A 21,417-nucleotide genomic window follows, 5' to 3' on the forward strand; every position below is an offset into this window, starting at 1 on the left:
TAATTTATGAGTAATAATAAACAATAGTCAAAAATCAAACCATAAATTACAGCATCTATGAAACGTCGTGAATTTTTCAACTGGGTAGGTTTAGGTTTATTAGCAAGTTCTTTACCTGTAGCGATCGCAGCTTGTACCACAGATACAACCACAACTGCATCTTCCCCTTCTCAGGGTGCTGCTAAAGACTGGCAAAAAATCGGTACTGTAGCAGACTTAGACAAAACAGGGCAATTATTAGTACCAGAGTCACCAGTAGGTGCAGTGTTGGTAGTTGGTACATCTAAAGCTGCAAAAAATTTAATTGCTGTTAACCCTACCTGCACTCATCAAGGTTGTACTGTTGCATGGAAAACAGATAAAAATCAGTTTGTCTGTCCCTGTCATGATGCAAAATTTGCCCGTGATGGTAAAGTGCAAGCAGCACCAGCCGAAAAACCACTAAGAACCTACCTGGCTAAAATTGAAAACGATTCTGTGTTTGTTAAACCAGCTTACTAAAGATTTTTATTACTCAATCAAGCATCAAGATGATTTTATTCTGTACGGGTTTAGCAATGCTAAACTCCTACTGAATTTTGACTGCAATATCAGAAATTTTTACAAAATTTTGTATCATAATCTACTAAAATAATGTAATCAACTTGTTAACTTTGTTAAGTTTATTAAAATTGAGAATGTAATTCCTGCTACCTATGCGTTTAGAGCAGTTACAAGCTTTTTTGGCGATCGCCCAAACTGGCAGTTTTCAACAAGCTGCTAAAAAATGTGGTGTCACCCAATCTACAATTAGCAGACAAATTCAAGGTTTAGAAGCAGATTTAGGTGTAGAACTGTTTCACAGAACCACCCACGCTAAACTCACATTGGGAGGTGAACGTTTACTTCCCCGTGTGCGGAAAATTTGCCAAGAATGGGATACAGCAATTTCAGAATTAACTGATTTAATGGCAGGAAAACAGCCAGAATTATGTATTGCTGCAATTCATTCTCTTTGTGCTTCTTACCTACCGCCAATTTTACAACAGTTTTGTCATGATTATCCAGAAGTGCAATTAAGAGTAACATCATTAGGAAGTGATCGCTCTCTCAAAGTCCTCAAAGATGGACTTGTAGATTTAGCAATAGTCATGCACAATCGCTTTTTGATCACTGGTAAAGAAATGGTCGTACAAACATTATATGATGAACCCATAGAAGTATTAATAGCAGCAAATCATCCCCTGGCGAAATTTGCATCTATACCCTGGAATGAATTAATTAAATATCCCCAGGTAGTATTTAAAGATGGTTATGGAATGCAGCGTTTAATTCAAGATAGATTTGATAAACTAGGAATCAAATTACCCGCAGCTTTAGAAGTAAACACTTTAGATGCTTTTCGCGGAGTAGTTCGTCAAGGAGAACTAATAGCTTTATTACCTTATTCAGCATTAATAGAAGCAAAGTTTGATCCTAGTCTTGCCGTCCGTCCCCTAGCCAATAATAGTAATTTAGGTGATAATTCTAGTTTGACTCGTCGCGTAGTCATGGTAACAACTCAAGACCGTTTACAAATTCCTCCTATTCAACATTTTTGGCAATTAGTAAGTGATAACATTCCCCCAAAATTAGAACAACAGCGCACAGCATCTTAATATTTTAGATTTTAGATTTTAGATTTTAGATTGGAAATAACTGAAGAAAATCCAAAATCCAAAATATAATCCCTATTCCCCATTCCCTATTCCCTAACTAATGACTAATACATTTAAAGAATTTATCCAAAAAGTCGGTAGCGGTAGTCATACTTCAGAAAATTTAACTCGCACTGAAGCTTATACCGCCATGAAAATGATGTTATTAGCTGAAGCTAAACCTGCACAAATTGGAGCTTTTTTAATTGCTCACCGTATGAAACGTCCCACAGGTGAAGAATTAGCAGGAATGTTAGATGCTTATTATGAACTAGGACCAAAATTACAACCAATTAATAATAATAAAATTCCCATTGTACTAGGTATTCCCTATGATGGTAGAACTCGCACTGCACCAATTAATATTATTACAGCTTTATTATTAGCATCTGCGGGACAACCTGTAATTATGCACGGAGGAATTCGCTATCCCACAAAATACGGTTTACCTTTAATAGAAATTTGGCAAAATTTAGGATTAAATTGGACTAATTTATCTCTAGAAAAAATCCAAGAAATATTTAATAAAACTCATCTTGGTTTTATTTACACACCTAACCACTTTCCCCTCACTAACGCTCTTTGGGAATATCGAGAACAATTAGGAAAACGGCCACCATTAGCGACAATGGAATTAATTTGGTGTCCTTATGCTGGTGATGCTCACATTATCGCCGGTTTTGTCCATCCACCCACTGAAGCCATGTTTCAAACTGCTTTAGATTTACAAGGCGTAAAAAAATATACCTTTGTCAAAGGTTTAGAAGGTAGTTGTGACTTACCACGCGATCGCACAGCCATTATTGGCGTGTCATCTTCCACAACACAAGAAATAGAAAGGTTACACCTTGCACCCCGTGAATATGGTTTTACCCCCAAAAACGTCCCCCTGGGTACAACCGAAGAACTCATCAAAGATATGCAGTCTGTTCTAGCTGGAAATGACAGCGAACTGATGCAAACAACTTTATGGAATGGAGGCTTTTACCTATGGCACTGTGGCATTTCTCCAGATATGCAAACAGGTATAGACAAAGCCAAAGAATTATTTAGCAGTGGTGTAGTCGCAGCTAAACTACAAGAGGTAATTGAATGAAGAATGAAGAATGAAGAATGAAGAATGAAGAATGGGGAACAAGTAATATTTATTCTGTAACCTGTAACCTGTCACCTACAGATAACACCATTCCTTCACAAGCTAATAAAACATTAGAAAAAGCAGACTTAACTTCATCCTGAATTTTATCCAGAAAATAATCATCATCATCTGGGTGATGGTGAGATATAATCAATTTTTTCACATTAGCACTTTGCGCTAAATCTACTGGAGTTTTCCAGAGTAATTCAGCATATTCATGATTTTTATTGGTAGGCGGAGTATAAGTAGCATTAGTAACCAATAAATCAACACCTTGAATAATGGGCAAAATCTGGTTTTGCTCTTCTATATCAAGACTATTATGTAAATCTGTAGCGTAGGCAATACTGTGGTTTGCCCAATTTACCCTGTAACCAATTGATCTCTGAGTTTTATTAATTAGTGCGGTTGTAATTTTTACCTCACCTAACTCCACAGCATTACCAGGAGTCAAGTTATAAAACAACAACTCTGATTGCATCATTTGTAAAGGGTAGGGAAAGTGAGGTTGGAGCATCTGATCACAGAGGCATTGTTTAATTGATGCACCATTGGAAGCAGCTGTACCGTAAATGTGGAAGCAGTTGTCTGTAACAAATGCGGGGGCAAAAAAGGGAAATCCTTGGATACGATTTGATTGGGAGTTGGTAAAAAATAAATGGGCTTCTAGTACCTGTTGTTGTTGTTGCCAAGTTTTTCCCAAAATGCGTAAACCAGTACCTCCATCAAAAATCAAGCGTTTTCCTGCTACGTATATTTCTACACAAGCAGTATTACTACCATAGCGGCAGGTGTGACTGTTTGGGGTAGGAATTAAACCTCGTACACCCCAAAATTTAACCCAAAACTCCCCAGCAGGGTGATTGAGCGGAGGAGTTAATTGATCATTGACGTAGTTTTGGGAATCAGGACGCTCAAGATTTGACATTTTCCTTGAACTTAGAGCTTACTGAGCAGATCATCGTAGTTTCTTACTTCTAACATCCGGTTTTTTTCGTCCACAATGACAACCGTAGGAGAGTAATGTTTTAACTCCTCTAGTGTAAACTGCCCGTAAGCCATTATAATCAAGCGATCGCCTATAATGCCTAGCCTTGCGGCCGCTCCATTTAACTCAATGATTCCTGAGTTAGCTGGAGCCGAAATTGCATAAGTAATAAAACGCTGGCCATTAGCATTATTCACTACTTGTACTTGTTCATAGGGTAAAATACCAGCTTTATCTAAAAGAACTTGATCGATACTGATACTACCCACATAGTTAATATTTGCCCCTGTGAGGGTACAGTTATGAATTTTAGCCAAAAGGAGAGTGCGCTGCATTTCGTTTTGGGTTGTTCCGCAACAACCGGGAGTAGTTTTATTCTATTAAACAGGTTTGTGGTTGGTAATGGGTGATTGGTAATTGGTGATTGGTGATTGGGAAGAATGAATTTATTACCCATTACCCATTACCCATTACCCATTACCCATTAACCATCATTTATTATTTTTTAGCAGCAGCGATGCACTTTTCGACTAAGGGTGCAACCCTGTCTACATCCTGCCAACCGAGAATTTCTGTTACCTTTTTCTCCAAATTTTTGTAAGAACGGAAAAATTCAGCAATTTCTTCTAAACGGTGGGGATGGATGTCTTTGAGGGAGTTTACATTGGCATAACGTGGATCTTTGGCAGGAACACAAAGAATTTTTTCATCGCGATCGCCACCATCAATCATTTCCAAAAAACCAATTGGTCTTGCAGGAATTATACAACCTGGAAAAGTTGGTTCATCCATTATGACCATCCCATCCAGAGGATCACCATCATCAGCTAAGGTGTTGGGTATAAAGCCATAGTCATAAGGGTATTTTACCGAAGAATAAAGCACCCGGTCTAGGGCAAAAGCGTTTAAATCCTTGTCAAATTCGTATTTATTTTTACTCCCACCTGCTATTTCAATCAAAACATTAATCACACCCGGTTTAGGTTGGGCAGGAATAAGAGATAAATCCACAACAAAACTCCTTCGCTTATAGTGAGAATCCAGGTAGCACGCAGTTTGGCTCCCCGTGTTAGATTTTAGGACAATTGTGCATCTGTTCCCAAGGCTTTAGGCAAAAAATACAGATCCCCGACTTCTGGGAGAAATCAGGGATCTGCTAATGTATGGTTAAATTAAAATTGCTACAGCACAACTAAACTGGATGTAGAAACAGTTATTTATTGCTTCTGGCTAAATCGTATGTCAGGGTTGACGGATGATGATTGGGAACAATAGGTGAAGAATAGTGGGAAATGATAAATACAGGTAGGGTCAGGGTCACGAGTGCGATCGCCGTTCCCACAATGTCTGCCACACGTTGGGAATATGTGTCGGGAGGTTTGGCAGACTGGCTATTTGAATTCATACAAAAAATTTTTTTGTTCCTATCACTTGTAGTTATACTCTTTTTCAGAGAGTTTCATTTCTATTTTAGCTATTTTTCTCAAGTCAAGCTGCTAACTTTAAAGAAACTTATCCTGTTGCAAAAATGGCATAGGAGCTTTTTATACATGGCATTTTTGTTACAAATGAAATATCAAATATCTGCTTCTTCATGGAGTAATTAATATTTTCCGGAAATTCGTTTAACTACATCAAAATCACTTGATTTAGTGATCGTAGTCACAGAATTATTAATTTTATTGTGCATTTACAGCAATTTTAGATTTTAGATTTTAGATTTTCTCGTTCCCAGTCTCAGACTGGGAATGCAATATAGAGGCTCGGCCTCTGATTTTACCAAAGGCAGAGCCTTTGAAAATTCATTCCCATAGAGAGTATGGGAACGAGAAGCGAGAAAATTTAGGATATGTTTGAGCTTTTATCCTTTAGCATAAGCATCCATTGGTTCTTTAATAAACCGGATATAAAGATGCCTAAAAGTGGATTTAATTACACGAGGCATAGCAAAATCAATTGGCATTAAGTTATCAGGTAAACGCCAATCTTCTATTTGCAAAAGTTCAGGAGTTAAATTAGGAAAATCAATTTCACTTAATTCTGGACAAATACCCAATCTTTGAGAAGCTGCGATAGTGGGAACTTGTAAAGGATCAACCTTGAGAATTTCTAACATTGCCCGATCTAAAGCAAACACATTATCCGATGCTGCTAAAACACCTAAATCACGAGGTTCACCACCACTAGGACCATTACCTTCATGACCAACAATACCATCTAAAATTGTTAAATTGGGGTTAATTGCCCTAGCAGTTTCTACCAACATTTCTCCAAACCTTGTGGTATCTTTTCCCGCCTCAAAATGCCACCAAGCTTTCATTTTTCCAGGCACACAACCAAAGAGATTTTTCACACCCAAAGTTACAGTTAATTGCATATGAGATTTAACTTTGGGTAAGTTAATAATAACATCTGCTTCCATGGCTTCTTTTGATAATAGCAGATGATTAAAATCATCATTCACAGTTTGATAACGTTTACCGTGAAATTCCACAATAGGAATATTCAACTCTTCTAAAATTGGTAATAAACCATTAGCTGTAGCGACACCTTTAGCACTACCAAAAGCGGGACTATCTCCCAAAAATGGTTTACCTCCCACTTCCATCACCATTTCAGCCACAGCGCGGACTAATTCTGGGCGTGTGGTACATTCTTTAGTAGGACGAGAACCGGTGAGTAAATTAGGTTTTAAAAGTACGCGATCGCCCCTTTTCACAAAAGCTGCTATTCCCCCCAAAGGTTCTAATAGCGTGGTTAAGGATTCTCTTAAAGCCTCTTGTTCGTAAGATTTAGCCCGAATTAAACTAACGGCTGGTTTTGGTGTCTGCATATTTCATTAATAATTGCCTTATTATATCACAATATAGACTATTTTTAGCTAAAATTCAGGTAAGAGGGAAACAATATATAACACTATGTGAACTATAATTACTGATATTGGTACTTTGAGAGATTCCGCCTTTACCGTCAGTAATGATGGTATTGCTATCGTTAGAGTTCGAGCTTTGTCACAGAACATCCTGGAAGTAATGAAGCTAGTAGCAATGCAGCTTACCAAGGTAAAAAACGACTAGTTGAACCCCAAGAATTTTTAGACCGCCCCCGTGATATTAGTTTTATCCTAGATGAATTGGAAAAACTCAATCAATCACCTAATAATCCCTTACAAGGTAAGCTGGTAACTAATAATGTCATGGTTGTGGGTCATTCATTTGGAGGTGGCACTGCTTTGGCATTAGCAGGAGGTGAGTTACAAATTGATCACCTCAAACAAAAGTGTCAGCGGAACTTGGTCAAAGGGAGTTTAGGTGAGGTGGTGCAATGTGTAGCCCAAGAATTACCAGAAAAAACCTATCAATTGCGAGATGGGAGGGTGAAACAGGCGATCGCTCTTAATCCCATATCATCTCTGATGTTTGGTGATAGTGGTTTAGCCAAAATACAAATCCCCACATTAGTTTTCGCCAGTTCCGCAGATAAAACCACCCCCGCCTTAACAGAACAAGTCCTGAGTTTTGCTAAAATTCGTTCCCCAAAATGGTTAGTGGGTGTAATTGGGGCTAGTCATTTAAGTGTCAAAGACCCTGATTTTACCGTAGATCAAAGTTACATTCCCGATACTCCCATCTTGAGCCGAGACATTACTGGCGAACAAGCTAAAGATGTGCGTAAATTTCTCTGTGCTATTACCCTCGCCATGGCTGCACAATTAACCCCTGAAGCTAGTCAATATGCGCCTTTTCTCACGTCTGAATATGCTCAAATCGCCTCAACTCGTCTTTTCCCATTTCGCATAGTCCGAGAACTTCCTCCTCAAGTTCTGGAAATGATGGCGGGTCAGTAGGTAGCTGAGTATATCAAATGATTCCCACAAATGATGATAAACTTCAACTTATATGGGGGTTTAGCACTGCTAAACCCCTACCCAATACTTTTCGGTTAAGCCCAAAACAACGAAATAACGTAGGTTGGGTTGAGGAACGAAACCCAACATTTACAAGGGTTTGTTGGGTTTCCACACGGTAAACCCAACCTGGTTATAAAGGTATAATCGCACTCATTTGTTCCAAATCTAAAACAGCAGCTAATTCTTCCTCAGTCATTAAACCCTTTTCTAAAACTATTTGACGGAGAGACTTTCCTGTTTCCAAAGACTCCTTAGCGACAGCAGCAGCATTAAGATAACCGATGTGAGTATTTAAAGCAGTAACTAAAGCCAAACTACCCTCAGCATAACCTAAACATCTTTCTTTGTTGGCAGTAATTCCTTGAATACAACTGTTAGTTAAAGCCGCAATTGTATTACCTAAAATTTCAATGCTGTGAATTAAATTATAGGCAATAAGAGGCATCATCACATTTAATTCTAATTGTCCTGCTTGTGATCCAAGAGCGATCGCCTGATCATAACCCATCACCTGAAAACATACCATTGATGTCATCTCTGCCATTACGGGATTATACTTACCTGGCATAATGGAAGAACCTGGTTGCACTGGAGGTAGTTGAATTTCCTTAAACCCGGTTTTGGGTCCAGAGTCCATCAAACGCAGGTCATGGGAGATTTTAACTAGATCCTGAGCTAAATTTCGCACAGCACCGGAAACATTCACAAACGCACCCATACTTTGCATCGCGGCCATTAAATGGGGTGCTGGTTCTAAAGGTATTTCTAATAGTTGGGAAAGTGTCTCTACTACCCGTTTCCGGTATTCAGGATGGGTATTCATTCCTGTACCCGCAGCACTTCCACCTAAACCCAAAACCATCAAATCACCGGAAGCGGTGTATAATCGGTTTTGATGTTCGCTGAGAATGTGCGCCCAAGCGCGGAAGTTTTCACCCAAACGCACGGGTACTGCATCCTGTAAATGAGTTCTTCCTGATTTAACGATATCGTGAAATTCCACCGCTTTTGCTTCTAAGGTAGAAATTGCTATTTCCAAAGCAGGGTGTAGAGTTTGGGAAAGTGCTAATAAACCACCGATGCGGATAGCGGTAGGGATGACATCGTTGGTAGACTGACCATAGTTAACATGATCATTAGGACTAACTCGTTTATAATTACCCTTTTCATCTCCCAAAATTTCTAAAGCGCGGTTTGCGAGAACTTCGTTAATGTTCATGTGGTGAGATGTTCCTGCACCTGCTTGGTAAACATCAACTACGAACTGATCACGGAGTTTACCGGCTAAAATTTCATCAACTGCTTGAATGATAGCTTTGCTAATATCTGCGGGAATACAATTTAATTCACCATTGACGATAGCGGTAGCTTTTTTGATATATAAACCTGCGTTGACGTAGGTGTGTAGAGGTTTTAAACCACTGATGGGAAAATTTTCAACAGCGCGTTGGGTTTGAATACCATAATAGACGTTGTTGGCAATTTGGCGATCGCCCATCGAGTCCCGTTCAATGCGAAAATCTGTATTGTTAGTCATAGTGAGTGTGTCGTAGGTTATCTGAAAATACAGATCATCCCACGTGAGGATGCTAAAAGCCTAATTTAGCAATCTTTTTTAGGATAAACTTGGGTTAAATACTAAAAGGTAAAAATATTATGGTAACAACACCCACTCGTAAATTAACTTTAGCAGAATTTTTACAACTACCAGAAACCAAACCAGCAAGCGAATATATTAACGGAGAAATAATTCAAAAAACCATGCCACAAGGTAAACATAGCAGATTACAAGGGAAAACAGTTAATGCGATTAACAATGTAGTTGAAGATGCTAAAATTGCTTTAGCATTTCCAGAGTTAAGATGTACATTTGGGGGACTTTCCATAGTTCCTGACATAGCGGTATTTGCATGGGATAGAATACCCGTAGATGAAAAAGGTAACATTGAAAATGCTTTTAATACCCATCCAGACTGGACAATTGAAATTCTTTCTCCAGAACAAAGTATAGCCAAACCCACCAAAAATATTTTACATTGTTTAAATCATGGTACTAGCTTAGGTTGGTTAATTATTCCCCAAGAATATAATATCATAATTTATCCCCAAAACCAACAACCAATTTATTTAGAAAATGAAACAGACATATTACCAGTTCCCGAAATAATGAAAGATTTACATTTAACATTAGGAGAATTATTTGAATGCTTAAAATTAAAATAGATAAAAAATATTCCCGACTTCTTATAAAACCTTTTTGTGTTCTTTGCGTACTTTGCGGTTCGTTAATAAAAGACCTGTAATAAAACTAAAAAATAGGGAGCATCCCAATTTTGAAAAAATAACCGCAGCAACACCAAAAACTCTCTTCTTACCTCTTACCTTCGTGTCTTTCGTGTCCTTCGTGGTTCGTTTATTTCAAGTCTTGAACTCAAACGAAAAATAAACTTACACATTTGGGATACTCCCAAAAAATAAAAAATAACAAACTTTAAAAATCATGAACATACCAAACACAATTACTTTTTCTAGACTGTTAGGAATACCATTTTTATTATACGGATTATATATACCCACACCCCAAGCTAAATGGGTCTGTTTAACCATCTTTTTAATAGCAGCATTAACAGACTGGTTAGATGGATATTTAGCTAGAAAATTAAATCAAATTACAGACTTAGGGAAATTCTTAGATCCATTAGTAGATAAACTCTTGGTACTTGCACCATTATTAGTATTAGTAGAACTAGGAAAAATCCCAGCTTGGGGAGTATTTATAATATTAGCAAGAGAATTAGCCATAGCAGGTTGGCGTGTTAATCAAACCACTATCAGCGGTGCGAATATTTGGGGTAAATTAAAAACAGTCAGTCAAATTATCGCCATAGCTTTACTCATAGCACCTTTATCAGCAGCTTGGCAAATTCCGGCTTTGATTGCCTTTTGGGTATCTATAATATTAACAGTAATTTCGGGAATAATTTATCTAATACCAGCAAAACAAGAACACTAAACAAGAACAAATCAAGGATAAATAATATGTATCAAACAGATCCACCAATTCCTGCTCAAGAAACCCTCCCCACCATGTATGATCTTCCTAGTGAGTACGTGGAGGATTCAGGGTTGCCTGACGAATTTCATCTTTTACAACCGAGACTGTTAACAGATACCTTTTTACCTCCTAATTATCCCCCAGATCAGGTATTTGTAGCGTCAGATTTAAATCTTTATTATGATACTCGTAATCCATTATGGTATAAAAGACCTGATTGGTTTGCGGTGGTTGGTGTTTCTCGTTTGTTTGATCAACGAGAATTACGTTTAAGTTATGTAATGTGGCAAGAAATCATTGCTCCTCTTGTCATGGTAGAATTATTATCACCAAAAACAGAGAAAGAAGATTTAGGCAGAACTTTGAGAGAAGTTAACCAACCGCCTACAAAATGGGAAGTGTATGAAAGAATTGTCAGAGTACCTTATTATATTATTTTTGATAGATACACTGATAAATTACAAGCATTTCAATTAGTGGCGGATCGCTATGAAGAAATAGATGTGAGTTCTGGTAAAATTTGGATGCCAGGAATAGAGTTAGGTTTGGGACTTTGGCAAGGCAGCTTTGAAGGTATTGAACGTTTATGGTTACGCTGGTATGATAGCTCAGGAAAATGGATTCCTACCCCTGTGGAACTTCTGAAACAGGAAAAACAAAAGTCTGATAAATTAGCAGCGAAGTTGCGAGAATTGGGAATTAATCCTGATGATTTGTAATGAAAGGTAATTGGTAATTGGTAATTGGTAATTGGTAATTGGTAAAAATGAAATTGATTACCCATTACCCATTACCTAATTAAACAGCTTTCAAAATCTCATCATCTACAGAAAAATCAAGTTCTGTTTTATCTTGTCCACTGGCTAAATAATCATTGTTTAAAGAATCTTGTAAACCAGAAATTAAATCATATTCTGGTTGCCAATTTAATTCAGTCATCGCTTTATTTACCGATGCAAAAAAGTGTTGTACCCGCATGGGGAAAGCTTTACGTTTACCAAAATCAAACTTTTTGGGATCGTAATGTACTATTTTAAGATCAGCGGCAGATTTACCAGCAGCGATCGCACAAGCACGGGCTAAACCATCAAAAGTGACAAAGCGATCGCCTGACACATTATAAATCTCACCAATGGCTTTTTCATTACCAATCACCTGTAACATCGCCTGTGCCAGATCCTTAACATGACCTAACTGGGTAATGTGCATCCCATTTCCAGGAATAGGAATCGGGCGATCGCGGACAATTCTATCAAAAAACCAGCTTTCCAAAGGGTTATAATTCTGAGGTCCGTAAATATAAGTTGGACGAATGGAAGTAAAAGGAATGCCTAACTGTTGTAAGTAAGCTTCCGTTTCATGCTTACCTTTGTGACGACTTTTCGGATCAACAGCATCACCTTCAATGTGGGGCATTTGATCAGACTTTAAATATACCCCAGCCGAACTCATATAAACAAAATGCTTCACCCTACCATGAAAAATTTCCGCTAACGGTTGAGTATCAGCCAGTTCCCGACCATTATTGTCAAAAATGACATCAAAACTTTCCTGTGATAACTTATCCTTTAACTGAGTTGGGTCAGTGCGATCGCCTATAATCTGTCCTACACCATCAGGTGCGGGATGATTACCACGATTAAACAAAACCACCTCATGGCCAGCTTTTACCAGCAGTTGAGTCAAGTAGACACCGATAAACCGAGTCCCACCAATAACCAGAATACGCATAAAATCCCAAATCCTTATAAACACAGGTGACAAAACACCCCTATTGTTGAGATTATCAGGTAATTGGTGACTGGTGATTGGTAATTGGGGACTGGGTATTGACACTCTGCGCTCCTAAAGGAGCGCAGATTCTTAGTTCAACGAGTCCACTTAGCTGAGATCCCTTACGGTGTCTAACAAGCGATGAATCATAAAACTCTTGTGGTGCGGGCATCTTGCCCGCTACTGGCGTACTTCACTTATATGAAATCTGCTGTAAATAGGTCATAGCTAATATAGGACTCCTATTTGATTTTTGAACAAACTCAGTAAACCTTTATTACTTCTTTTCTGTTCCCTATTTCCTTTTCCCCGTCTCTACGAGTAAATTCATAAATCAAACCGAATTGCTATAGGTAATTAATTATATTTTTCCCAGTCACCAGTCCCCAGTCACCAGTCCCCAGTCACCAGTCCCCAGTCCCCAGTCCCCAGTCCCCAATTAATATGTCTTCAAAATATGCCTTAGTTCATGAGTGGCTAACACCCAAAGCCACAGGAGGTTCAGAACTCGTAGTCAAGGAAATATTAAATTATGTAGATGCTGATTTATATGCCTTAATAGATTTTGAATCTACCAACCCAGAAAGTTATCTTTACCAGCGTCAGATAGGCAAAACCTTTCTGCAACATTTACCCTTAGCCCGTCAAGGGGTACAAAAATATTTACCATTGTTACCATTAGCAATCGAACAGTTAGATTTGCGTCAATATGAGGCAATTTTATCTTCATCCCATGCAGTAGCTAAAGGAGTCCTCACCACTCCAGATCAACTGCACATTTGTTATTGCCATAGTCCAATGCGTTATGCTTGGGACTTGACCTTTGATTATCTCAACCAAAGCAAACTAGGAAAAGGTGGAATTGGATGGATCACAAAATACTTATTGCATAGTTTACGTCAATGGGATGTATTGAGTGCCAACCGCGTTGATTACTTCATCGCCAACTCCCAGCATACAGCCCGCAGGATTTGGCGTTGCTATCGCCGAGAAGCAAAAGTCATTTACCCACCAGTAAACATCGAAAACTTGCCCTTCTGCGCTGAAAAAGAGGATTTTTATCTGATCGTTTCCCGATTGGTGACTTATAAACAAGTATCCTTGATTGTTCAGGCTTTTAATCAACTCAAACGACCATTGGTGGTGATTGGTACAGGACCGCAAATGAAACAACTGCAAGCGATCGCCAGTCCTCATATCCAAATACTCGGATGGCAACCTGAGGATATGGTAAAAACCTATATGGCTCGTGCCAAAGCTTTTGTATATGCAGCTTGTGAAGATTTTGGCATTGCCTTAGTAGAAGCACAAGCTTGTGGTACTCCTGTTATTGCTTATGGTGCTGGTGGTGCTTTAGAAACCGTGCGAGATATTCGCACTTGTATGGACACCGGAACAGGTATATTCTTTAAAGAACAAACAGTAGCAGCTTTGGTGGAGGCCGTAGAAAAGTTTGAAGCCGATCAGGATTTTTTAAAATCTGAGTATATAAAATTACACGCCAGTCAGTTTTCGAGACAGGTTTTTGCAGATCGTTATCTCGATTTCCTGAATCAGTGTCAAGAAAAAAGACCTTCCCTGAAATAATATTCAGGATTTTTGTATTTATTTTCCAAGCTTTTGGGAATTTCCCCCCAGAATCACTGCCTTTTAGCTTTAAGATTGGGACTATGTGTGGTGTGGATTATTAAGGAGTATGATGACTGCCCAGAGTTCACTTCTCTCCGGCAAGCGATACCCACGTAAAGATGCTAATGCCTCGACGCATACTTTAGTCAAACGTGGTCAAAAATCAAAACCGCCCAAGATCAAACCCAGAGGTTTATCTGATCAGGGTTTAAACGGAGAGTTAGCCAAACGACTGTTCGATATTGCATTTTCTTTGTCGGTTTTGATCTTGTTTTTCCCGATATACATAATCTTGGCCTTACTGATTGCTGTAAGCTCACAAGGTCCAATTTTTTATATCCAAGAACGAGTTGGTAAAAACTATCGTCCCTTTAAATGTATCAAATTCCGCACAATGGTAACAAATGCGGATGAAATACTCGCCCAAATGATGGAAACTTCCCCAGAGTTACGTCAAGAATTTACCAGCACTTTTAAACTGAAAAAAGACCCCCGGATTACCAAAATTGGTCACTTACTGCGAATTACCAGCTTAGATGAATTTCCCCAATTTTGGAACGTTTTAAAAGGAGATATGAGTGTAGTAGGTCCTCGCCCCCTAGTAGCGGAAGAATTGTCCAAATATGGCTCTCATATTAATGAAGTTTTAACCATTCGTCCAGGCATTACTGGATTATGGCAAGTATCTGGACGTAATGATATACCTTACCCCCGGCGAGTCCAAATAGACCTACACTATGTTAAATTCAGAAATTTTTGGCTAGATTTATGGATCATCTTGAAAACCATTAATGTGGTAATCATGCCTAAAAATAACGGGGCTTATTAACGCCCTATGGCTAACGCCACACTCCCCTATCAGGAGTATGGCTAATGCCAAGCCCCGCACCTCAGCAGTTCAGCAGCCTAATAAAACCACTGGCTTAATCAAAAAATGCTACAACTTTTATTGTTAACTTGATTAATTCTTCAGATAAATCTATAGTTTATTTGGTTTTTGCAAATCTCAGAAAAATTATTAGAAAAAAGCCTGAAACCCCTTCAGGTCAAGTTTTGGATCTTGGCAGACAAACTTAACCGCTTTGTTTTTATAGATAATGGAAACCTAACTTGTTAAAATGGTTTTTCTTAAGTATAGTAGTTAACATTCGAGCTTTAATAGCAATTAAGACTTGTATGTTTAAAATCAGGCAATTTTAGCAATGAGTTGCTAATTCATCTAGTATTGCCTGTAAATTTTACAATTTCAATAACAAGAGATAATTGGGCATGACAGAAAAAAAACGAGCGTTGATCACTGGTATCACAGGTCAAGATGGTTCTTACTTGAGCGAATTTTTACTAGAACAAGGTTATGAAGTTCACGGAATTATCCGCCGTACCTCCACCTTTAACACAGATCGCATTGATCATATTTACGAAGATCCACATAAAGAAGGTGTAAGATTATTTCTACACTACGGCGATTTAACTGATGGTACTACCCTGCGCCGCATTTTAGAAGAAGTTAAACCCACAGAAATTTATAATTTAGGCGCTCAATCTCACGTTAGAGTTAGTTTTGATTCTCCTGAATATACAGTAGATGCTGTAGGGATGGGAACTCTTCGTTTATTAGAAGCCATCCGCGACTACCAACACCGCACAGGGATTCAAGTACGGTTCTATCAAGCCGGTTCTTCGGAAATGTATGGCTTGGTGCAAGCAGTCCCCCAAAGTGAAACAACACCTTTTTATCCCCGCAGTCCCTACGCTTGTGCAAAAGTTTATGCTCACTGGCAAACTGTAAATTATCGAGAATCTTATAACTTGTTTGCTTGTAACGGTATTCTTTTTAACCATGAATCACCTCGTCGGGGTGAAACATTTGTTACTAGAAAAATAACTAGAGCTGTTGCCCGTATTGTCGCTGATAAGCAAAAAGTCTTATATATGGGTAATTTAGATGCTAAACGTGATTGGGGTTATGCCAAAGATTACGTAAGAGCAATGTGGCTGATGTTGCAACAAGATCAGCCCGATGATTACGTTATTGCTACAGGGGAAACTCACTCAGTACGGGAATTTTTGGAATTAGCATTTGGTTATGTTAATCTCAACTGGCAAGATTATGTTGAATTTGATCAACGCTATCTCAGACCAGCAGAAGTAGATTTGTTAATTGGTGATCCTACAAAAGCACGACAAAAGTTAGGTTGGCAACCTTCTGTAACCTTCAAAGAACTTGTTTCTTTAATGGTAGAAGCTGACTTACAAGCCCTTGGGCATACTTCCCCTAATGGCAATGGGTCACAAAAAAACCAAGATATTGCTACTATCCGTCAAGAATTAGGATCTCTGCATTTTTAATTAGGTGACAGGTGACAGGTGACTGGGGAATATTTTTTCTGAAATCCTGAAATCCTGAAATCCTGAACTTCTGAACTCCTGACTCCTAAACCCCTGTTTATTCCAAAATCTAAAATCCAAAATTGAATGACTGGCTTAGAACTAAACAATAAACGTATTCTTGTCACTGGTGGTTCCGGTTTTCTAGGCCGTCAAGTGATAAACCAACTGTGTCAAGCTGGGGCTGACCGTGAGAAAATTACAGTACCGCGATCGCGTGATTGTGATTTGCGAGTTTGGGAAAATTGCCAACGCGCAGTTAATCAACAGGATATTGTTATTCACTTAGCTGCTCATGTCGGTGGAATTGGCCTCAACCGCGAAAAACCAGGTGAGTTATTTTACGATAACTTGATCATGGGTACTCAGCTAATTCATGCGGCCTATCAAGCAGGTTTAGAAAAGTTCGTTTGTGTGGGTACTATCTGCGCTTATCCTAAATTTACCCCAGTCCCTTTTAAAGAAGAAGACTTGTGGAATGGCTATCCAGAAGAGACTAACGCACCTTATGGAGTAGCTAAGAAGGCGCTTTTAGTCCAACTGCAATCTTACCGTCAGCAGTATGGGTTTAATGGTATTTACCTACTCCCTGTGAACTTATATGGACCTGAAGATAACTTTGATCCTAGAAGTTCTCATGTTATTCCAGCTTTGATCCGCAAAGTTCACGAAGCGCAAACCAAGGGAGAAAAACAGCTTCCTGTTTGGGGTGATGGTTCTCCTACCCGTGAATTTTTGTATTCTACAGATGCAGCACGGGGTATTGTTATGGGTACTCAGTTTTACAATGAATCTGATCCTGTTAACTTGGGTACAGGTTATGAAATCTCTATTAAAGATTTGATTACTCTGATTTGTGAGTTAATGGAATATGAAGGGGAGATTGTTTGGGAAACTGACAAACCCAACGGACAACCAAGACGTTGTTTAGATACGGAAAAAGCCAAGGAAGCGTTTGGTTTCACTGCTCAATTCAGCTTTGAAGAAGGGCTAAAAAATACGATTGAGTGGTGGCGCAAAAATGCTGCATAGGTAAAAATCTAGCAGTTTTATCTCGTTTATCTCGTTCCCAGTCTCTGACTGGGAATGCCATCAATTGACAATTAACAATGGACAATTGACAATTACCCTTGAATGAAACAATTGTCAATTATCAATTATCAATTATCAATTCACCTGTCACCTGTCACCTGTTCGCACATTGCTAAACATTGATTCACAGCTAAACAAAACAGAACTTAGACGTAGTTTGCTAAGAAAACGTCAATCTATGACTGTTCAAGATTGGCAAAAAAAGAGCGATCGCATTTCTTCACAACTGCAAAGTTCGCCTTTATTTACCCAAGCAACCACCATCCTCGCCTATTTCAGCTTTCGTCAAGAACCTGATTTAAGTCCACTGTTTACGGACTCGCAGCGTAGTTGGGGTTTTCCTCGTTGTGTTGGTGAGTCTCTATCCTGGCACTTGTGGCAACCAGATGATATACTGCAAACCGGTAATTATGGTATTACTGAACCACACCCGGAAGCACCAACTATAGATCCTACAGAAGTCGATTTAATTCTTGTCCCTAGTGTAGCTTGCGATCGCCAAGGATATCGTTTAGGTTATGGTGGTGGATATTATGACCGTTTGTTGAGTTCTCCCATTTGGGCTAACATACCCACAATAGGCGTAGTTTTTGATTTTGCCTATTTCCATCAACTCCCCTTTGATAATTGGGATAAATGTTTACAAGGTGTTATTACTGAATCGCAAATTTACATCCGATAAAATCGGAGCGGCGGGATTCGAACCCACGACCTCCACTACCCCAAAGTGGCGCGCTACCAAGCTGCGCTACGCCCCGTTAACTTAACTTTTAGATTCTTGATCTTAGATTTTGGATTGGGGATTTTTCCAAATTTGTGAATTTAGATTGTGAATCTAACCTTTATTAAGTCACTTTCCTAAATATATCAAAAGTCGAAGGAAAACGCAAGGGGGTTTTTCAAAAAACTTTCAGTATCGCTGCTGCTGCCACCAAACCCGGTACTGCATCAGCATCCCATTGTCCTTCTGCACATCGCCCAGTGTTGAGGATCAAGCGTAAACTATAGGAGTGGGGATAACCTTCTACCTCCATCCATAATAAATCGCTTTCGGCTTCACAGGCAATTTTTTCTTCATCCATTAATTCTGTCGCTAAATGCTTCATAGTATCCACAAGCTGGTTTAATAAGCGACAAAAATCATCTAATTCAACCTTGGTTAATTCAACCGCCCAATTATCTGTACCAACTAAACCTTTAAATTCTGGTGCGTCTGGATTCCAACCTATACGCCAACCAGTTCCGCTTTTAATTACCTTTTGCATTAGTCATTAGTTATTAGTCACCAGTCACCAGTCCCCACCCCCTACCTTGGAGTATTAAAAATATCAACCAGGACTTGTACTAGCTTATTACGTTGGTTGCGGGTGAGTTTAGCTATAGCAGTGCGATCGCCCTCTAATGGATTTTGCTTTAAGGAATCATTACCCGGATAGGAAGCTTCATATATAACTTCATTTGCATTCAAATAGTCAGCTAAAGTTAGTTTCCAATCGAAACGATATATAGGCACTCTACCTTTTACATAAATGTGATAACGAATCAACCGACTAGCTAAGGTGTTATTTTCAGCCACCTTGCCAGTTTCTTTACTGATATATTGATTTTCTTTTGACAGGTCGGGTAATTGCTGATACACTAACTGCCAAATATCACTAGGGCTGATTCTCTGGGCTACAGCAGGTGAGATGCTCAGAAAATCGAAGTTTCCTGAACCGAAAATCAATACACTCAGAGTTATTATTGTAATTATCAGTCCTGATTGAAACCGCAAAAATAAAAGTTTTTTCTTTTTCATTGATTGATTTTACGATAAAAAAAACTGGGAATAGGGAACTAATGACCCATTCCCAGCATCATGTCAATTACAAATCGCCGATAATTTCCGGCTGAGTTAGTTCATCAGACATCTCAATAATGGCTCTAAGTACAGGTTTCATCATGCTATCTTCATTATTTTCAAAATCTTCGTAACGCCGACGCTTGGCACGATTAGCTACTTGCACAGTAATCCGATAGCGATTTGAAGCGGCGCTAATAAGATCCTCGGCACGGTGCATAATTTGAGATTGGGTTGTCTCGAACTTGGAACGCTTGAGCATAATTTGTGTTTGTTAGGATTCTCACCCAGTTTAGCAGTACCAAAAGAAACTGAGAAATTGGAATTGTATATATTATAAATAACACAAAAATTTTTGATCTGTACTTATGTCTAAAAAGAATTTTATCACTTCCCAAAAATCTCTGTTATTCATACTCGGCGCGAGTCTAACTACTTTTTTTAGTTTATCCATCCGACCCTCACAAGCGGGAAATATACCCCGTCCTTCCGATGCACCACTAGAACTAAATTTATTGACTACTCCCCAAGGTTCTGTCATCACAGCTAACACTATTAACTCCAAAAGTTTAACGATCCCTAGTTTGTGGTGGGCTAAGGAAATTTCTGAAAATAAACTTTTAGATAACTGGATAGCATATCCAGCGTCTGAAAATGAATCAGCCCGTGTAGACTTGATCGTAAATCAGCAAATTTGGAGTTTATTAGATTATCTAGAACGCTACCGATTTGTGCATAGTCTGGGTAATTATACTCGTAATTTGGGTTATAACATCCGCGTTTTCAATTATCAAAAAGAAATGTTAGCAACTTACACCTGTAAACTGGATTTAAATCCAGACCTATGTAATATCCAAATGACCAATCAAAGTAAGTTGGGTTTACCAATTGAGAATTGAGAATTAAGAATTGATAATTAGGGGTTGCTGATAGCGTAGCGTGGCGTTAGCCATATAACTCTGAAAACTTTACAGGCAAAGGGTTTTAGCTATTTTAACGTTCAAAAAGTGTAAGCTTTTAAGCCTTCCTGTTCGCACTGATTTACCCAGTTTTACTGCTGCTTCTTTGAGTCTTTGAGCATAGGTAGTGCGATCGCCTGCTTCTAATAAACTTTGAATAACCGATACAAAAAAGCTAACTAATGCTAACAAAAGTTGGCTTTTTCTTCCTGTTTCACCCTAGCAGTGTCGGCACTATCTAGTCCACAGGCTAACACGATCAATCTGACCGCTTCTTGTTTTAAATTAATCGCAGCGTTTAAATCTCTGTCAATCTCAAAGCCACAACTATCACATTTAAACACTCTTTGAGATAATGAGAGTGATGATTTCTTTTCTCCACAAGTTGAGCAAGTCTTGCTACTGGGATAATATCTATCCACAATTACTAACTTACTACCATACAGTTGTGTTTTATATTCTAGCTGCCTTCTGAATTGATAAAAGCCCATATCAGCTATAGCTTTTGATAATTTCCCATTTGCTAACATCCCAGATACATTCAAATCTTCTATCCCTATCACCGCGTGGTTTTTGCTAATATAGGTAGTAATTTTGTGTAATGTATCTTTTCTGATATTGGCTATTTTTTGGTGTAATCTCGCTATTTTGATTTGTGCTTTTCTATAGTTATTTGAACCTACTTTTTTATGACGGTTCAAATATTGCATTCTTGCTAACTTTTTCTCATACTTTTTATAACTTTTTACTCCATCAAATACTTCTCCTGTTGATAATATTGCTAGATGATTTATTCCTAAATCAACTCCTACAAACTCTTGATTTTTCTGGGTTTGAGTCGTTTCTATTTCTATTTTCCAAGAGATAAACCACTTGTCAGCTTGTTTACTGATGGTGACAGATTTCGGTTTATATCCTGTAGGGAGAATTTCATAAGTTTTTATCCAACCAATTACGGGTACTTTTACC

26 protein-coding genes and 1 tRNA gene are annotated in these 21,417 nt (G+C 38.6%); 13 read left to right on the forward strand and 14 right to left on the reverse strand.

Annotation, left to right across the window (positions count from 1 at the left end; translation table 11 throughout):
* Nucleotides 1-57: 57 nt before the first annotated feature.
* From H6F45_RS07290 to H6F45_RS07300, 3 genes are all read left to right on the forward strand, one after another.
* A complete protein-coding gene (locus H6F45_RS07290) occupies nucleotides 58-501 on the forward strand; it encodes a Rieske (2Fe-2S) protein (protein WP_137666536.1) in 444 nt (147 codons plus the stop codon).
* A 194-nt stretch (nucleotides 502-695) separates the two neighbouring features.
* Nucleotides 696-1,637 carry a LysR family transcriptional regulator gene (locus tag H6F45_RS07295; RefSeq protein ID WP_096570503.1) on the forward strand — a complete coding sequence of 314 codons (942 nt, stop codon included), beginning with the start codon at nucleotides 696-698 and terminating at the stop codon, nucleotides 1,635-1,637.
* A gap of 100 nt (nucleotides 1,638-1,737) precedes the next feature.
* A complete protein-coding gene (locus tag H6F45_RS07300; protein ID WP_187040169.1) occupies nucleotides 1,738-2,772 on the forward strand; it encodes an anthranilate phosphoribosyltransferase family protein in 1,035 nt (344 codons plus the stop codon).
* 49 nt (nucleotides 2,773-2,821) lie between these two features.
* Here H6F45_RS07300 and H6F45_RS07305 read toward each other — a convergent pair whose 3' ends face one another.
* The 5 genes from H6F45_RS07305 to H6F45_RS07320 all read right to left on the reverse strand — a co-directional run bounded on the left by H6F45_RS07305 (nucleotide 2,822) and on the right by H6F45_RS07320 (nucleotide 6,635).
* Nucleotides 2,822-3,742: an MBL fold metallo-hydrolase gene (locus H6F45_RS07305; RefSeq protein ID WP_190346853.1), complete on the reverse strand. Its 921-nt coding sequence runs from the start codon at nucleotides 3,740-3,742 to the stop codon at nucleotides 2,822-2,824.
* Between the two features lie 11 nt (nucleotides 3,743-3,753).
* A complete protein-coding gene (panD, locus tag H6F45_RS07310; protein ID WP_137666533.1) occupies nucleotides 3,754-4,137 on the reverse strand; it encodes an aspartate 1-decarboxylase in 384 nt (127 codons plus the stop codon).
* Nucleotides 4,138-4,300: 163 nt separating this feature from the next.
* On the reverse strand, nucleotides 4,301-4,813 hold the full coding sequence (locus H6F45_RS07315; RefSeq protein WP_096570496.1) for an inorganic diphosphatase: 513 nt from the start codon (nucleotides 4,811-4,813) through the stop codon (nucleotides 4,301-4,303).
* A 202-nt stretch (nucleotides 4,814-5,015) separates the two neighbouring features.
* Nucleotides 5,016-5,207 (reverse strand): hypothetical protein, encoded by a 192-nt coding sequence (locus H6F45_RS26440; RefSeq protein WP_096570494.1) that lies wholly within the window; start codon nucleotides 5,205-5,207, stop codon nucleotides 5,016-5,018.
* Between the two features lie 456 nt (nucleotides 5,208-5,663).
* Entirely contained in the window at nucleotides 5,664-6,635 is a 972-nt protein-coding gene (locus tag H6F45_RS07320) for a DUF362 domain-containing protein (protein ID WP_190346854.1), read from the reverse strand.
* A gap of 300 nt (nucleotides 6,636-6,935) precedes the next feature.
* Here H6F45_RS07320 and H6F45_RS07325 point away from each other — a divergent pair, with 300 nt between their 5' ends.
* The gene (locus H6F45_RS07325; RefSeq protein ID WP_190346855.1) at nucleotides 6,936-7,649 is read left to right on the forward strand and encodes a hypothetical protein; all 714 of its coding nucleotides are present in this window, start codon (nucleotides 6,936-6,938) and stop codon (nucleotides 7,647-7,649) included.
* A 193-nt stretch (nucleotides 7,650-7,842) separates the two neighbouring features.
* On the opposite strand, the gene H6F45_RS07330 is transcribed toward H6F45_RS07325, so the two are convergent.
* Nucleotides 7,843-9,249, reverse strand: a complete 1,407-nt coding sequence (locus H6F45_RS07330) for an aspartate ammonia-lyase (RefSeq protein WP_137666530.1) — start codon at nucleotides 9,247-9,249, stop codon at nucleotides 7,843-7,845.
* 119 nt (nucleotides 9,250-9,368) lie between these two features.
* Between H6F45_RS07330 and H6F45_RS07335 the strand changes: the two genes are divergently transcribed.
* The 3 genes from H6F45_RS07335 (at nucleotide 9,369) to H6F45_RS07345 (ending at nucleotide 11,486) form a co-directional block, all read left to right on the forward strand.
* Nucleotides 9,369-9,935 carry a Uma2 family endonuclease gene (locus tag H6F45_RS07335; RefSeq protein ID WP_137666529.1) on the forward strand — a complete coding sequence of 189 codons (567 nt, stop codon included), beginning with the start codon at nucleotides 9,369-9,371 and terminating at the stop codon, nucleotides 9,933-9,935.
* A gap of 277 nt (nucleotides 9,936-10,212) precedes the next feature.
* Nucleotides 10,213-10,725, forward strand: coding sequence for a CDP-diacylglycerol--glycerol-3-phosphate 3-phosphatidyltransferase (pgsA, locus tag H6F45_RS07340; protein WP_137666528.1), 513 nt, complete (start codon nucleotides 10,213-10,215; stop codon nucleotides 10,723-10,725).
* Between the two features lie 26 nt (nucleotides 10,726-10,751).
* Entirely contained in the window at nucleotides 10,752-11,486 is a 735-nt protein-coding gene (locus H6F45_RS07345) for a Uma2 family endonuclease (RefSeq protein ID WP_137666527.1), read from the forward strand.
* 79 nt (nucleotides 11,487-11,565) lie between these two features.
* On the opposite strand, the gene H6F45_RS07350 is transcribed toward H6F45_RS07345, so the two are convergent.
* On the reverse strand, nucleotides 11,566-12,498 hold the full coding sequence (locus H6F45_RS07350; RefSeq protein WP_190346870.1) for an NAD-dependent epimerase/dehydratase family protein: 933 nt from the start codon (nucleotides 12,496-12,498) through the stop codon (nucleotides 11,566-11,568).
* Nucleotides 12,499-12,553: 55 nt separating this feature from the next.
* Entirely contained in the window at nucleotides 12,554-12,712 is a 159-nt protein-coding gene (locus H6F45_RS07355) for a hypothetical protein (protein WP_190346856.1), read from the reverse strand.
* Between the two features lie 272 nt (nucleotides 12,713-12,984).
* Here H6F45_RS07355 and H6F45_RS07360 point away from each other — a divergent pair, with 272 nt between their 5' ends.
* From H6F45_RS07360 to H6F45_RS07380, 5 genes are all read left to right on the forward strand, one after another.
* The gene (locus H6F45_RS07360) at nucleotides 12,985-14,127 is read left to right on the forward strand and encodes a glycosyltransferase (RefSeq protein ID WP_190346857.1); all 1,143 of its coding nucleotides are present in this window, start codon (nucleotides 12,985-12,987) and stop codon (nucleotides 14,125-14,127) included.
* Nucleotides 14,128-14,239: 112 nt separating this feature from the next.
* Nucleotides 14,240-14,998, forward strand: a complete 759-nt coding sequence (locus H6F45_RS07365; protein WP_137666546.1) for a sugar transferase — start codon at nucleotides 14,240-14,242, stop codon at nucleotides 14,996-14,998.
* A gap of 440 nt (nucleotides 14,999-15,438) precedes the next feature.
* The gene (gene gmd / locus H6F45_RS07370; RefSeq protein WP_190346858.1) at nucleotides 15,439-16,518 is read left to right on the forward strand and encodes a GDP-mannose 4,6-dehydratase; all 1,080 of its coding nucleotides are present in this window, start codon (nucleotides 15,439-15,441) and stop codon (nucleotides 16,516-16,518) included.
* A 126-nt stretch (nucleotides 16,519-16,644) separates the two neighbouring features.
* Nucleotides 16,645-17,589 carry a GDP-L-fucose synthase gene (locus H6F45_RS07375; RefSeq protein WP_190346859.1) on the forward strand — a complete coding sequence of 315 codons (945 nt, stop codon included), beginning with the start codon at nucleotides 16,645-16,647 and terminating at the stop codon, nucleotides 17,587-17,589.
* A 169-nt stretch (nucleotides 17,590-17,758) separates the two neighbouring features.
* A complete protein-coding gene (locus H6F45_RS07380) occupies nucleotides 17,759-18,331 on the forward strand; it encodes a 5-formyltetrahydrofolate cyclo-ligase (protein ID WP_190346860.1) in 573 nt (190 codons plus the stop codon).
* Nucleotides 18,332-18,333: 2 nt separating this feature from the next.
* On the opposite strand, the gene H6F45_RS07385 is transcribed toward H6F45_RS07380, so the two are convergent.
* From H6F45_RS07385 to H6F45_RS07400, 4 genes are all read right to left on the reverse strand, one after another.
* Nucleotides 18,334-18,407, reverse strand: a tRNA-Pro gene (locus H6F45_RS07385).
* A 141-nt stretch (nucleotides 18,408-18,548) separates the two neighbouring features.
* Nucleotides 18,549-18,914 (reverse strand): DUF1818 family protein, encoded by a 366-nt coding sequence (locus H6F45_RS07390; RefSeq protein WP_190346861.1) that lies wholly within the window; start codon nucleotides 18,912-18,914, stop codon nucleotides 18,549-18,551.
* Nucleotides 18,915-18,955: 41 nt separating this feature from the next.
* On the reverse strand, nucleotides 18,956-19,447 hold the full coding sequence (locus tag H6F45_RS07395; protein WP_190346862.1) for a hypothetical protein: 492 nt from the start codon (nucleotides 19,445-19,447) through the stop codon (nucleotides 18,956-18,958).
* Nucleotides 19,448-19,514: 67 nt separating this feature from the next.
* Nucleotides 19,515-19,751 carry a DNA-directed RNA polymerase subunit omega gene (locus H6F45_RS07400; RefSeq protein ID WP_096570468.1) on the reverse strand — a complete coding sequence of 79 codons (237 nt, stop codon included), beginning with the start codon at nucleotides 19,749-19,751 and terminating at the stop codon, nucleotides 19,515-19,517.
* 106 nt (nucleotides 19,752-19,857) lie between these two features.
* Here H6F45_RS07400 and H6F45_RS07405 point away from each other — a divergent pair, with 106 nt between their 5' ends.
* Nucleotides 19,858-20,388 carry a hypothetical protein gene (locus H6F45_RS07405; RefSeq protein WP_137666522.1) on the forward strand — a complete coding sequence of 177 codons (531 nt, stop codon included), beginning with the start codon at nucleotides 19,858-19,860 and terminating at the stop codon, nucleotides 20,386-20,388.
* Between the two features lie 69 nt (nucleotides 20,389-20,457).
* On the opposite strand, the gene H6F45_RS26180 is transcribed toward H6F45_RS07405, so the two are convergent.
* Together H6F45_RS26180 and H6F45_RS07415 are read right to left on the reverse strand one after the other, a co-directional pair.
* Entirely contained in the window at nucleotides 20,458-20,640 is a 183-nt protein-coding gene (locus H6F45_RS26180; protein ID WP_199291127.1) for a hypothetical protein, read from the reverse strand.
* Nucleotides 20,634-21,417: RNA-guided endonuclease TnpB family protein (locus H6F45_RS07415; RefSeq protein WP_190346863.1), on the reverse strand; the 784-nt coding region annotated here is incomplete at its 5' end. The genes H6F45_RS07415 and H6F45_RS26180, both read right to left, overlap by 7 nt.

Source organism: Sphaerospermopsis sp. FACHB-1194 (genome assembly GCF_014696235.1).
GTDB lineage: Bacteria > Cyanobacteriota > Cyanobacteriia > Cyanobacteriales > Nostocaceae > Sphaerospermopsis > Sphaerospermopsis kisseleviana.